The organism is Promicromonospora kroppenstedtii (assembly GCF_044389675.1).
GTDB lineage: Bacteria > Actinomycetota > Actinomycetes > Actinomycetales > Cellulomonadaceae > Promicromonospora > Promicromonospora kroppenstedtii.
Genome location: NZ_JBIRYI010000014.1, coordinates 24,030 through 35,614, shown reverse-complemented (window position 1 = coordinate 35,614; position 11,585 = coordinate 24,030). Strand labels below are relative to the sequence as shown.

Below are 11,585 nucleotides of genomic sequence, written 5' to 3'. Positions count from 1 at the left end.
GCCTACGGTCGGGGAGCAGCGACCCCGATGGACGGAGCAGAACCATGACGCACCTGACCAGCCGGCAGGTACTGGCGATCGTGACCAACTACGGCGTCGAGCAGGACGAGCTCCTGGTACCCGTACGCCACCTGCGCGACCACGGCGCGGTGGTGACCGTGGCGGCCGCGCAGCCGGGCGACATCCGGACCCTGGTGGGCGACGAGAAACCCGGCGACACCGTGCAGCCGGACACCACGATCGACGCCGTGGACACCGCAGGGTTCGACCTGCTGCTGGTGCCCGGGGGCACCATCAACGCCGACGCCCTGCGGCTGCGGCCGGAGGCGGTGGCCGCCGTGGCGGAGTTCGCGTCCTCGGGCCGGCCCGTCGCGGCGATCTGCCACGGCCCGTGGGCGGTCGTGGAGGCCGGGCACGTCTCGGGCGCGACGCTCACCAGCTATCCGTCCCTGGCCACCGACGTGCGCAACGCCGGCGGGACCTGGGTGGACGAGCCGGTCGTGCGCGACGACGGCGCGGGCTTCCCGCTGATCACGTCCCGGACGCCCGGCGACCTGCCGGCGTTCCTGCGCGAGATCGACGCGGTGCTCGAGGGCTGAGCCCCGGCACCGCGCCGGTCCCGTCAGGCGGGCGGTGTCAGGCGGGCGTACCCGCCGTCGTACGCGGCAGGAGGCGCCGCAGCACGTCGGCGAGGGTCACCACGCCGAAGTCCGCCGCGGGCCCGTCCGGCCCGTCGGCGTCCGAGCGCGGCACGACGGCGAGGTGGTTGCCCGTCTCGCGCATGCTGGTCAGCGCGGTGTGCAGCGGCACGTCCGCGGCCAGCTCGAACACGGGCCGGGTCACGTCGGTGACCGGCGCATCGTCGGCCAGCAGGAGCGTGTCGCGCACGTGCACCACGCCCTCCGGGCGCCCGCCGGCGCCCTGCACCAGGATCCGCAGGTGGCCGGAGGCGCGGGACGCCTCCTGCACCTGCGCGGCCGTGGCACCGTGCCCGACGGCGGACGGCGCCGCGTGGTCGGCCAGCAGGTCCTCGACCGTCAGGCGGCGCAGGTCGAGAGCGCCCGAGAGCTGGTCCGAGTAGGCGACGTCGAGCGCGCCCACGCTTGCCGAGTGCTCCACGAGGTGCCGCAGGTCGTCCGGGCCCTGCCCGGAGGCGACCTGGTCGGCGGGCTCGACGCCCACGCGGCGCAGGCACCAGTTCGCGGCGCCGTTCAGCGCCAGGAGCACGGGCCGGGTCACGACCATGAACGCCCGCATCGGCAGCGCGAGCATCGTCGCGCTGGCCTCGGGGTGGGCGATGGCCCACGACTTGGGCGCCATCTCTCCCACCACCAGGTGCAGGAACGTGACGATGACCAGCGCCAGCACGAAGCCCGCGACGTCGGCGGCCCAGTACGGCGCGCCCCACGTCTCGAACAGCGGGGTCAGCCAGTGGTGCACGGCCGGCTTGGTGATGGCACCGAGCGCGAGCGTGCAGACGGTGATGCCGAGCTGTGAGCCGGCCAGGAGCACGGTCAGCTCGCCGGAGCTGCGCAGCGCGGCACGCGCCGAACGGCTGGTCGGTGCGGCGTCCTCCAGGCGGTGCCGCTTGGCGGCCAGGAGCGCGAACTCCACGGCCACGAAGAACGCGCTCAGCGCGATGATGACGACGGTGGCGACGAGGACCACCCAGGGGTTGCTCATCGGGCCTCCTCGGTCTCGGTGCCGGTGTGGTGGTCGGTGGAAGTCTCCGCCTGCTCCTCGGGGGGTGCCTCGACGACGGTGACCCGGACGTGGGACGGCACGTGCCGCTCCACGTCGAGCACCTTGATGCGGAGCACCTCGGCCGGCGGCGGCTCGGGCGCCACCAGGGTGGCCGGGTCGACGGGCAACGGCACGTCGACGACGTCGCCGGCCGCCGGCAGCGAACCGTGCACGGCGATCGCGAGGCCCGCGATCGTCTCGTGGTCGCCCTCGGGCAGGTCGCGCTCGACGGCGCGCTCGACCTCGTCGAGGTGCACGTCACCGGCCATGACCCAGACGCCGTCCGACGCCGCGGTCACGGGGTCGATCTCGTCGTCGTGCTCGTCGGTGATCTCGCCGACGAGCTCCTCGGCGAGGTCCTCGACGGTGAGCACGCCGGCGAACCCGCCGTACTCGTCCACGACGCACGCCATCTGGTTGCGCGTCGCCGACAGCTCGCGCAGCGCGTCGGGCAGCGTCATCGAGGTGGGCAGCACGAGGGCGGGCCGCAGCAGGTCCGCTACGGTCGTCGCCTCCGCCCCTGCGGCGAGCAGGTCGGTCAGGTGCACGACGCCGGTGACCTCGCCGTCGTCGTCGACCACCGGGTACCGGGAGTGGCCGGCCGCCATCAGCTCGCGCACCTGCGCGAGCGTGTCGTCGGCGCGCACCACGCCCACGCGGGCGCGCGGGATCATGGCGTGCTCCACATCCTGCCGCGGGAAGTCGAGGATGCGGTCCAGCAGCACGGACAGGTCGCCGGGCAGGTCGCCGCTGGCACGCGAGTCCGCGACGATGTGCTCCAGGTCGCGGGCCGTGGCGGAGTGCTCGACGTCGTGCACGGGCTCGATCCGCAGCAGCCGCAGGAGCGCGTTGGACGCGGCGTCGAACACCTTGATGAGCCAGCCGAAGACGGCGAGGTACACCGTGGTCGACCGGGCCAGCCAGAGCGCGACGGGCTCCGGCTGGGCGATCGCCAGGTTCTTCGGCACGAGCTCGCCGAACAGCATCTGGACGAGGGTCGAGAAGACGAGGGCGAGGACGGTGCCGATGGCGACGCCGGTGCCGACCGGCACGCCGACGCCGCCCAGGGCCTCGCCGAGCGCCTCACCGACGAGCGGTTCGGCGACGTAGCCGACGAGCAGGCCGGTGACGGTGATGCCGAGCTGTGCGCCGGACAGCATGAAGCTGGTGCGCCGGGTCACACCGAGCGCGCGCCGCGCGCCGGCGTCGCCGGACTCGGAGCGGGAGGCGAGGCGGGCGCGGTCGACCGCCATGTACGCGAACTCCTGCGCGACGAAGTAACCCGTCACGGCGGTGATCGCCAGGATCACCACGACCCCCAGCAGGAGGGAGATCACCCAGGTCAACGCATCCACCTCCTCTCGGTGGTGCGGAGACGTGCGTTCGGGCCGGGACTATGACTGTCGGGGTCCATGATCCTTCACTGGTGGTGGTGCGGTCTGCCTCGGGCCGGAGGTCTCCGGCCGGATGCGCCGTGCGCATCGCGTGGAGAACGACGGAGGTGGTCCTACGGTTCCACGGCGTGCGACAGCCGTCATCCGGAGCGTGGCCCCGGGATGTCGGTGGGGCGCGGTACCTTTCCGCACATGACGCTCGACCACCTGTCGCTGCTGGCCACGTTCCAGGGCGACTTCCTCGCCGCGGTGCCCGCCGCCGACGCCGACGCCAAGGTCCCCGCCTGCGGTGACTGGACCGTGCGCGGGCTCGTGGAGCATCTCGCCGAGGTGCATCACTGGGCCGCGGGCAACGCCCGAGGGACCAAGGGACCCGCGCTCGGCGACGGCCCGTTCGACCTCGCGCCGCACTACGCCGCCCAGGCGGCCCTCCTACGCGAGACGCTGGCCGAGCTCGACCCCGGATCCGCCTGCCGGGTCCTGACCCATCCCGACCCGCTGGGCCCCGGCCCCGTGCGGTTCTGGCACCGACGGCAGGCCCACGAGACGCTCGTGCACCTGCACGACCTGCTGGCCGCCTCCGCGGGCGCCGCCGCGACGGGCCTCGTCGGCGCGGCGCCGGAGGTGTGGGCCGACACGGTCGACGAGATCGTGTCCGTGCTCCAGCCCCGGCAGGTGGGCCTGGGCCGCATGGCGCCGCTCCGCTTCCCGGTGGTGCTCGTGGCGACCGACATCGCCGGGGCGCCCACCTGGGTGCTCGGCGCTCCGGGCGAGCGCGCGGACGAGGTGGCGCCCGACGTCATCGTCGCCGGCCCGGCCGAGGGGCTGGCGCTCACACTGTGGCGGCGGCTCACGCCCGCCGAGGCGGGGCTGACCGTCACGGGCGACCGGGCCGACCTCGAGGCCGCGCTGGCGCAGGCGATCGTGCCGTAGGAGCCCGGGAGGCTCTCAGTCCGCCAGGACGGTGGCGATCCGGGCCTGGCCCGCACGGGCGAAGGCCGGCCAGCGATCCCAGTAGTACGGCAGCGCGATGACGGCCTGCACCAGCATCCAGCCGCGCCCGCGCTGCCACGCGTCGTCCGGGTCGGCCAGGCCGGCCGTGGCCGTCGCGCGGAAGTCGGCGCGCTCGCAGTCCGCCAGGGGCAGGCTCCAGGCCGGGATGAGGTCGGCGGCCGGGTCGCCCACGCCCATCGCGCCCCAGTCGATGACGCCGGTCAGCCGCCCGCCGCGGGCAAGCAGGTTGCCGGGCAGCAGGTCACCGTGCAGCCAGCTCGGTTCCGCCGCGGGACGGGCGGCCAGGGCGGCGTCCCACACCCTGGTGACGGCGGGCCCGTCGATGCGGGTGCCCGAGGCACGGATCGCCGCGCGGACGTCGTCGTCCAGGTTCGCGAGCGGGACGCCGCGCGAGGTGCCCTCCTTGACCGGCCCGCCGGCGGTGGGCACCGTCCGCAGGGCGGCGACGAGCTCGCCCAGGTCGCGCGCACCGCGCGCGCCGAGGACCTCGGGGGACGCCGGATCGCCCTCCAGCCACGGCACCACCGACCAGCGGAAGGGGAAACCCTCCCCCGGCTCGCCCACCGCCACCGGCGCGGGGATCTCGACCGGGAGCTGGGCGGCCAGGTGCGGGAGCCAGCGCGCGTCGGCGAGCGCCTGGTCCTGCGCCCAGGCGATCTTCGGCATGCGGACCAGCAGGTCGTCGCCGAGGCGGAACAGGTGGTGGTCGGTGCCGCCGGCCGGGCCGGGCCGCACCGGCAGCCCGGCCCACCGGGGCAGCTGGGCCGCGACGAGCCGGTGCACGAGGTCCGGGGTCGAGACGATCTCGTGGTCGTGGAGGCGCATGGCCACACCGTGGCACCGCTCCGGGGACGCGGCCAGCACTTTTCGACCGGCCGATGAGTTCCGCGCGCCGCCGCCGTCGGACGGGCATGACTCAGTACACGACCACCAGCCAGGGCGACCGGGTCGCCTACGACCTGCACGGCTCCGGCCCGGCCCTCGTCTTCGTGACGGGTGCGGGACCGGACCGGGCCGACGATCCGATCACCGCGGAGACCGCCCGCCGCGCCGCCGAGGCCGGCCTGACCACGGTCACGTTCGACCGCCTGGGGCGCGGGGAGAGCCCCGCCGAGGGCCGGCTCGACCTGGACCGCGAGCTGGCGGCCGTGGCCGCGATGATCGAGGTCGCGGGCGGCCCCGCCGTGCTGGTCGGGCACTCGTCCGGCTGCGCGATCAGCCTCCGGTCCGCGCAGGCCGGGCTGCCCGTGGCGGGCCTGGCGCTGTGGGAGGCGCCCCTGGGCGACCCCGCCGCCACGACGCAGGCGTGGGCCGACGAGATCGAGCGCCTGCTCGACGCGGACGACACCGAGAACGCCATGCGGCACTACATGAAGGACATGCCGCCGGAGTGGCTCGCGGGGATGGAGGCCTCCCCCACCTGGCCGGACCTGGCCCGCACCGTGGCCGCCTACCGCGCGGACGCGCAGGCGCTGGCGTGGGCGCAGCACGGGCTGGAGGACGGCACGCTCGACGTCACGGTCCCGGTGCTGGCCATGTACGGCACCGAGACGTTCCCGGAGATGCCCGTCGCCGCCGCGAGCATCGTGGCCCAGATGCCGAAGGGCACCGAGAAGGAGATGCCGGGCGCCATGCACAGCTGGGAGCCGGAGCCGATGGCGGCCGAGCTGGCCGAGTTCACGCGGGCCTGCGCGGGGTGAGGCCCAGCCCGCCTGGGCGGTAAGTCTTGGATACGCGGTTCACCCGTTCCGGTACGGTTCCAGGCGTGACCTTCGCATCAGACAACAGCTACCCCGGCGACTACGAGGGTGAGGTACACCCGGTCTACCACCCGCAGCTCGACGGCGAGCCGGACCCGGGCGAGGTGGTCTGGACCTGGGTCCCGTTCGAGGAGGACCACAGCCAGGGCAAGGACCGCCCGGTGCTGCTCGTGGGCCACGACGGTCCCTGGCTGCTGGGCCTCCAGCTCACCAGCCAGGACCACGACCGCGAGGACCTGCTCGACGAGGCGCGCGCGGGGCGCATCTGGATGGACGTCGGCACGGGCCGGTGGGACCGGTCGGGCCGCGAGTCCGAGGTCCGGATCAACCGCGTCATCCGCATCGACCCGGACGACGTGCGCCGCGAGGGCGACGTGCTGGACGAAGCCAGGTTCGACGAGGTCGTGAAGTACATGGACCGGGCGCTCGACCTGACCTGAGCCGACCGGGTACGGGCCACGAGGCGCGCCGCCCGGCGTCGTCCCGCCTGCTCGCGGGGCGGCGTCGGGCTACCCTGCCCAGCGTGAACCAGCAGAACCCGTGGCTCAAGCTGCTCGGCGAGGTCGTCGAGGCAGTCGCCCGCACCGTACTCGACCAGAACGACCGTCGTACCGGGGACGGCCGGTCCGGGGGCGACCGGCCCTCGTCCGGGCCCCGGCCGACGGCGCCCCGCCCGTCGGGCCGCGACCTGCCCGAGACCGACGGCTACCCGGGAGACTTCGAGGGCAAGGTCAAGCCCGTCTACCGCCCTGAGCTCGATGGCGAGCCCGACCCGGGCGAGGTCGTCTGGTCATGGGTTCCGTATGAGGAAGATCACAGCCAGGGCAAGGACCGGCCGGTGCTGATCGTGGGCAACGACGGCCCGTGGCTGCTCGCGCTGCAGCTCACCAGCCAGGACCACGACCGCGACGCCGAGCAGGAGGCCCGCGCCGGACGCCGCTGGATGGACATCGGCACGGGAGACTGGGACAGCTCGGGCCGCCCCTCCGAGGTGCGCCTCAACCGCGTGATCCGCATCCACCCGGACGCCGTCCGCCGCGAGGGCGCGATCCTGGACCGCGCGATCTTCGACAGGGTCGCCGCGGCGCTCTGAGGCGGCCCGGACCGGGGCCGGACCCGACGCTAGGGCTGGACCGAGACCACCAGGAACGCCGCCATCAGCACCAGGTGGACCACACCCTGGAGGGTCTTGGCCCGGCCCGGGGCGATGCTCAGCATCGCCACCACGACCGAGACCGCGAGCAGCACCATCTGGGTCGGGTCGAGGCCGAGCGTCAGCGGCCCCTCCATCCAGATCATCGCGACGGCGATGGTCGGGATGGTCAGGCCGATCGACGCCATCGCGGAGCCGTAGGCGAGGTTCAGGCTGATCTGCACGCGGTTGCGCAGCGCGTTGCGGACGGCGGCGATGGACTCGGGCGCGAGCACGAGCAGCGCGATCACCACACCGACCACGGTGTAGGGCAGGCCCGCGGCCTCGACCCCGTGCTCGATCGTCGGCGAGAGCATCTTGGCCAGGAAGACCACGGAGACCAGGGCGACCAGCAGCAGGGCGACGCTGAACCACGCCTCCTTCACGGGCGGCGGGTCGGCGTGGTCGTCGCCGTCCTCGTCGAGCAGGCCGGTCACCCGGCCGTACTTGTCACTGGTGACGGGCAGGAAGAAGTCGCGGTGGCGCACGGTCTGCGTGAACACGAACGCGCCGTACAGCGTCAGGGACGCGACGGCCGCGAAGCCCAGCTGGAAGGGCGTGTAGGCGCCGCCCTCGGCAGACGTCGTGAAGCTGGGCAGGACCAGCGAGACCGTCGCCAGCGCCACGACCGTGGCGAGCGCGGACCCCGTCCCCGAGGCGTTGAAGCTGACCAGGTGGTGCTTGCTCGCGCCGACGAGCAGGGACAGGCCGACGATGCCGTTGAACGTGATCATGACGGCGGCGAAGACCGTGTCACGGGCGTACGTGCTCGCCGAGTCGCTGCCGCCGCTCATCAGCATGAGGATGAGCCCCACCTCGATCACGGTCACCGCGACCGCGAGGATGAGGGAGCCGAACGGCTCACCGACCCGGTGGGCCACCACCTCCGCGTGATGCACCGCCGCGAGGATGGAACCCACCAGCGCGGCGCCGATGGCCGCGAGGGTCGCAGGGTGCTCGTGGTTGCTCCACGTCGCGACGAGGAGCACCAGGGCAAGGATGGGGACCACCACGGTCCATTGGAAACGGCCCCGAAGTGTCCTGGTACTCATAGCCCGATTCTATGGGGCCTCGTCAGAAGCCCTTTGTCGGCCGACGGCGGTGGTAGCCGGTCTCACATCCGGCCGCCCCACGAGACCCCGGACCCTCTGGTAACCTTGGAGGTCGCGTGTCCGCCCAGGTCGGCGGGCACAGTCGCAGGTCCTCTCCACGGGTCCCCACCCCAGTCCCGGAACTGCGACCGCCCTCTACGACCTATCCGCTCGCCGTCAGGCGAACACACCAGGAAGTCCACTCGTGGCAAACATCAAGTCCCAGATGAAGCGCATCAAGACGAACGAGAAGGCTCGTCTGCGCAACAAGTCCGTCAAGTCGGAGCTGAAGACCCACGTGCGCAAGGTGCGCGAGGCCGTCGCAGCCGGCGACAAGGAGACCGCGACGGTCGCCCTTGCCACCGCGTCGCGCAAGCTCGACAAGGCTGTCGCCAAGGGCGTCATCCACGCGAACCAGGCCGCGAACCGCAAGTCGGCCATCGCGAAGTCGGTCGCTGCTCTCTGAGCTGACTTCGACTGACGCCGTCCGCCCTCCGGGGCGGGCGGCGTCTTTCGTGTGCGCTGACTGCCCCGACACCACGGCTGGCGCGGCGCCCACCCGGCACTCGGCACCCGGCACTCCGCACCGAGGTGCGCTTCTACCCAGTCATTTGGGCCCGAAATCACGCAGATTTCGGGCCCAATGACTGGGTAGAACAGCACTTTGCAGCGGCGGCCGCACGGCGGTCTCTCAGTACTGAACCAGGTACGACTGGGCGGTGCTGTCGACACCGAACCTGCGCTGACCGTCAGGCTCGGCGGGAGCGGGCTATCGTCATGACCGCGCGCTCCACGGCGAACACCGTGTCGCGGGCCTCGCCCTTGACGTCGGCGTCGGCCTGCGCGACGGCGGAGATCGCCGTCGCCAGCCCCTCCGGGGTCCAGGCGCGCAGGTCCTTGCGGGCGCGGTCCACCTGCCAGGGGGCCATGCCGAGGTCGCGGGCCGACAGGCCACCGCCCCGCATCGAGGCGACCTTGGCCAGGTTCCGCAGGCGCAGCGCGAGGGCCGCGACGATCGGCACGGGATCCAGGCCGGTGTCGAGCGCGTGCCGCAGCAGGGCGACGGCGCCGCCTGCGTCCCCCGCGACCGCGGCGTCGGCCACCCGGAAGCCCGTGGCCTCGACCCGGCCGCCGTAGTAGCGGTCCACGGTGGCGGCCGTGATGGTGCCGGTCGTGTCGGCGATGAGCTGCGAACATGCCGCGGCGAGCTCGCGCAGGTCGCTGCCGAGGGCGTCCACGAGGGCGCGCACGCCCTCGGCGTCCGCCCGGCGCCGGGCCGCTTTGAACTCACCCACCACGAACGACGCCTTCTCGGCGTCCTTGGTCACGGGCTCGCAGACCATGACGGGCGCGCCCGAACCAGTGATCGTGTCGAGCATCTTCTTGCCGCGCTGCCCGCCCCCGTGCACCACGACCACGGTGGTCTCCGGGTCGGGCGCGCCGACATAGGCGATCAGGTCGGCCATCAGGTCCTCCGTGCCCGACTCCGTCGAACGGACCACGACCACCTTGGCCTCGCCGAACAGGGACGGGCTCGCCGCGACCATGAGCTGGCCGGTGCCATAGGTGGCCCCCTCCAGCTCCACCTTCTCGACCTCGGGGTCGCGCTCCCGCACGAGCCGCACGACGCCGTCGACCGCGCGCTCGGTCAGGAGCGGCTCGGCGCCGCGCACCAGCACGACGGGAGCCACCGTGGGCTCGTCCCAGCTGCGGCCGGCGGGAGCGGTGGCGGTTCGGCGTCGGGTAGCGGGAGGCACGGACACAGCCTGCCACGCGCCACCGACAAGGGGCGGTCACACCGCGATGTGCCGTGCGCTACTCCCAGAGCAGGTCCGCCAGCGCGATCCGCCCGCCGTCGGTCCAGGCGTTCGCGACCACGCACGCACCCTGCACGGCGCAGTCCGCGACTCCCCCGCCGACCAGCTCGATCTCCCGCTCGACGCGGAGGCGGGTGACCAGGGTGCCCGCACGGTCCGCGATGACGCGCCTGCCGTCGTCGTACAGGCAGTTGTCGCCGTCCACCCCGCCGTCCGAGGTGGTCGCGCACTGCACGATCCGGACGGTGGAGCCCGCCGCGAAGCCCGCGCCGGTGACGGTGACCCGGCCCGCGTCGGCCTTCAGGCTCGGCTCGGACAGCTCGAGCACGGGCGCGTCCGGCGGCTCGGAGCCGCCGGGCAGGGGCGCCGGGGCGGCCACGAGCACGCGGTCCGACAGGTCGGCGACGGCCAGCGTGCACGGGTCACCCGTGCAGTCCACCTCGGACACGGCGCCCACGTTGACGAACGCCCGCGCCTGACGCGTCTCGGAGATCCGCCCGTCGTCGTCGGCGACCACCTGCTGGCTGGTCGACATGTCGCACTCGTCGAGCGCGCTCGCCCCCGTCGTGGTGCCGGCGGTGCACTGGACCAGGTACTGGTTGCGGCCCGCGTACCCCGTGCCGCGCACGATCCAGGCGCCGCCTGCGGACCGGACCGTGAGGGTGGGCTCCTCCACGCCGTCGGCGCTGCCCGTGCCGCCGTCGGCGCTGCCCGTGCCGCCGTCGGCGCGGCTCGTGCCGTCCGCGCCACCCCGGCTCTCCTGGCTGGGTGACGGGCCCGCGCCGCTCCCGCGTGCGGCGCCCGAGCCCTGACCCGTCGGCTCAGCGGTGCAGCCGGCGAGCAGGAGCAGGGCCGTCGCGAGGACGACAGGGCCGAACAGCCGCGCGCGCATCACGGGTAACCCAGGTACACGTCGATGGCCCCGGCCAGGCGCCAGCTCCAGGTGTCACGGTTCTTCATCCAGTTCACGCCCCGCTGCCAGACGTGGAAGTCCTGCTCCAGGTAGCAGGCGACGGCGTTGGTCTGGTTCAGCTCCCCCAGGTCGGTCCGGTACTGCCGGGTGTCGTTGGTGCCCGGGCTGCTGACGCCCACGTGCTGCACCATCGCCGCGGCGCAGGCCTTGCCCGCCTTGGATACGTACATCACGTGCGTGCCGTACCGGGACGCGGGCTTCTTGCTCTCGCACGCCGCGCTGATCGCGTTGGAGTGCAACGGGACGTGCAGGTCCGCGCCCACCTTGTTCGAGTTGGCGATGTTCTTGCGCGTCAGGCCGTTGCCCCGCACCACCTTGTAGCCCCGCTCCAGGAGGTTGAGCTTGTCGGTGCTGCCGCCCTGGATCGTCGACATCGCGAGCCGGTAGGAGTTGCCGTTCTCGCTGAAGCCGCCGCAGCCGGTGTTGTCGTGGCAGACGGTGTCCCCGCGGTCGTGGCACGCCTGGGACAGGTAGATCACCTTGCCGTTCCAGTCGTCCGGCACGTAGGTCACGTCGGCCGCCGCCGACGGCGCCACGGCCACCAGACCGGCGGCGCCCACGAGCAGGGCGGTGAGCACGACCAGGAGCCGTCGGAGCATGG

At 73.4% G+C, this 11,585-nt stretch carries 13 protein-coding genes; 6 read left to right on the top strand and 7 right to left on the bottom strand.

From position 1 onward, the window contains the following. The first annotated feature begins 44 nt into the window (after positions 1-44). Positions 45-599 carry a DJ-1/PfpI/YhbO family deglycase/protease gene (locus ACH47X_RS20765; protein WP_397406538.1) on the top strand — a complete coding sequence of 185 codons (555 nt, stop codon included), beginning with the start codon at positions 45-47 and terminating at the stop codon, positions 597-599. A 37-nt stretch (positions 600-636) separates the two neighbouring features. Here ACH47X_RS20765 and ACH47X_RS20760 read toward each other — a convergent pair whose 3' ends face one another. Both ACH47X_RS20760 and ACH47X_RS20755 read right to left on the bottom strand, forming a co-directional pair. Then, on the bottom strand, positions 637-1,683 hold the full coding sequence (locus tag ACH47X_RS20760; protein WP_397406535.1) for a CNNM domain-containing protein: 1,047 nt from the start codon (positions 1,681-1,683) through the stop codon (positions 637-639). Then, positions 1,680-3,089, bottom strand: a complete 1,410-nt coding sequence (locus tag ACH47X_RS20755) for a hemolysin family protein (RefSeq protein ID WP_397406533.1) — start codon at positions 3,087-3,089, stop codon at positions 1,680-1,682. Before ACH47X_RS20755 ends, ACH47X_RS20760 begins: the two co-directional genes overlap by 4 nt. A 240-nt stretch (positions 3,090-3,329) precedes the next feature. Between ACH47X_RS20755 and ACH47X_RS20750 the strand changes: the two genes are divergently transcribed. Then, positions 3,330-4,070, top strand: a complete 741-nt coding sequence (locus tag ACH47X_RS20750) for a maleylpyruvate isomerase N-terminal domain-containing protein (protein ID WP_397406531.1) — start codon at positions 3,330-3,332, stop codon at positions 4,068-4,070. Between the two features lie 15 nt (positions 4,071-4,085). On the opposite strand, the gene ACH47X_RS20745 is transcribed toward ACH47X_RS20750, so the two are convergent. Continuing rightward, positions 4,086-4,976 (bottom strand): aminoglycoside phosphotransferase family protein, encoded by an 891-nt coding sequence (locus ACH47X_RS20745; RefSeq protein WP_397406529.1) that lies wholly within the window; start codon positions 4,974-4,976, stop codon positions 4,086-4,088. 86 nt (positions 4,977-5,062) lie between these two features. Between ACH47X_RS20745 and ACH47X_RS20740 the strand changes: the two genes are divergently transcribed. The 3 genes from ACH47X_RS20740 (at position 5,063) to ACH47X_RS20730 (ending at position 7,004) form a co-directional block, all read left to right on the top strand. Beyond that, a complete protein-coding gene (locus tag ACH47X_RS20740; protein WP_397406528.1) occupies positions 5,063-5,851 on the top strand; it encodes an alpha/beta fold hydrolase in 789 nt (262 codons plus the stop codon). A gap of 65 nt (positions 5,852-5,916) precedes the next feature. Next, positions 5,917-6,351, top strand: coding sequence for a type II toxin-antitoxin system PemK/MazF family toxin (locus ACH47X_RS20735; protein ID WP_036968369.1), 435 nt, complete (start codon positions 5,917-5,919; stop codon positions 6,349-6,351). Positions 6,352-6,434: 83 nt separating this feature from the next. Continuing rightward, complete coding sequence (locus tag ACH47X_RS20730; protein WP_397406525.1) at positions 6,435-7,004, top strand: type II toxin-antitoxin system PemK/MazF family toxin; 570 nt, start codon at positions 6,435-6,437, stop codon at positions 7,002-7,004. 29 nt (positions 7,005-7,033) lie between these two features. On the opposite strand, the gene ACH47X_RS20725 is transcribed toward ACH47X_RS20730, so the two are convergent. Then, the gene (locus ACH47X_RS20725) at positions 7,034-8,155 is read right to left on the bottom strand and encodes a calcium:proton antiporter (RefSeq protein WP_036968373.1); all 1,122 of its coding nucleotides are present in this window, start codon (positions 8,153-8,155) and stop codon (positions 7,034-7,036) included. A gap of 244 nt (positions 8,156-8,399) precedes the next feature. Here ACH47X_RS20725 and rpsT point away from each other — a divergent pair, with 244 nt between their 5' ends. Beyond that, positions 8,400-8,660, top strand: a complete 261-nt coding sequence (gene rpsT, locus ACH47X_RS20720) for a 30S ribosomal protein S20 (RefSeq protein ID WP_026365415.1) — start codon at positions 8,400-8,402, stop codon at positions 8,658-8,660. 283 nt (positions 8,661-8,943) lie between these two features. Here the strand turns inward: rpsT and holA are convergent, their stop codons facing one another. From holA to ACH47X_RS20705, 3 genes are read right to left on the bottom strand one after another with little or no spacing between them, the layout of a single operon-like run. Next, positions 8,944-9,951 (bottom strand): DNA polymerase III subunit delta, encoded by a 1,008-nt coding sequence (gene holA / locus ACH47X_RS20715; protein WP_397406523.1) that lies wholly within the window; start codon positions 9,949-9,951, stop codon positions 8,944-8,946. 58 nt (positions 9,952-10,009) lie between these two features. Continuing rightward, positions 10,010-10,903, bottom strand: coding sequence for a neocarzinostatin apoprotein domain-containing protein (locus ACH47X_RS20710; RefSeq protein ID WP_397406521.1), 894 nt, complete (start codon positions 10,901-10,903; stop codon positions 10,010-10,012). Then, positions 10,903-11,583: a hypothetical protein gene (locus ACH47X_RS20705; RefSeq protein ID WP_397406519.1), complete on the bottom strand. Its 681-nt coding sequence runs from the start codon at positions 11,581-11,583 to the stop codon at positions 10,903-10,905. Before ACH47X_RS20705 ends, ACH47X_RS20710 begins: the two co-directional genes overlap by 1 nt. Positions 11,584-11,585: the final 2 nt, after the last annotated feature.

Excerpts from the sequence above, each read along its gene's own strand:
- ACH47X_RS20765 (WP_397406538.1), top strand. The coding sequence starts at position 45 with ATGACGCACCTGACCAGCCGGCAGGTACTGGCGATCGTGACCAACTAC.
- ACH47X_RS20760 (WP_397406535.1), bottom strand. The coding sequence starts at position 1,683 with ATGAGCAACCCCTGGGTGGTCCTCGTCGCCACCGTCGTCATCATCGCG.
- ACH47X_RS20750 (WP_397406531.1), top strand. The coding sequence starts at position 3,330 with ATGACGCTCGACCACCTGTCGCTGCTGGCCACGTTCCAGGGCGACTTC.
- ACH47X_RS20745 (WP_397406529.1), bottom strand. The coding sequence starts at position 4,976 with ATGCGCCTCCACGACCACGAGATCGTCTCGACCCCGGACCTCGTGCAC.
- ACH47X_RS20740 (WP_397406528.1), top strand. The coding sequence starts at position 5,063 with ATGACTCAGTACACGACCACCAGCCAGGGCGACCGGGTCGCCTACGAC.
- ACH47X_RS20725 (WP_036968373.1), bottom strand. The coding sequence starts at position 8,155 with ATGAGTACCAGGACACTTCGGGGCCGTTTCCAATGGACCGTGGTGGTC.
- ACH47X_RS20710 (WP_397406521.1), bottom strand. The coding sequence starts at position 10,903 with ATGCGCGCGCGGCTGTTCGGCCCTGTCGTCCTCGCGACGGCCCTGCTC.
- ACH47X_RS20705 (WP_397406519.1), bottom strand. The coding sequence starts at position 11,583 with ATGCTCCGACGGCTCCTGGTCGTGCTCACCGCCCTGCTCGTGGGCGCC.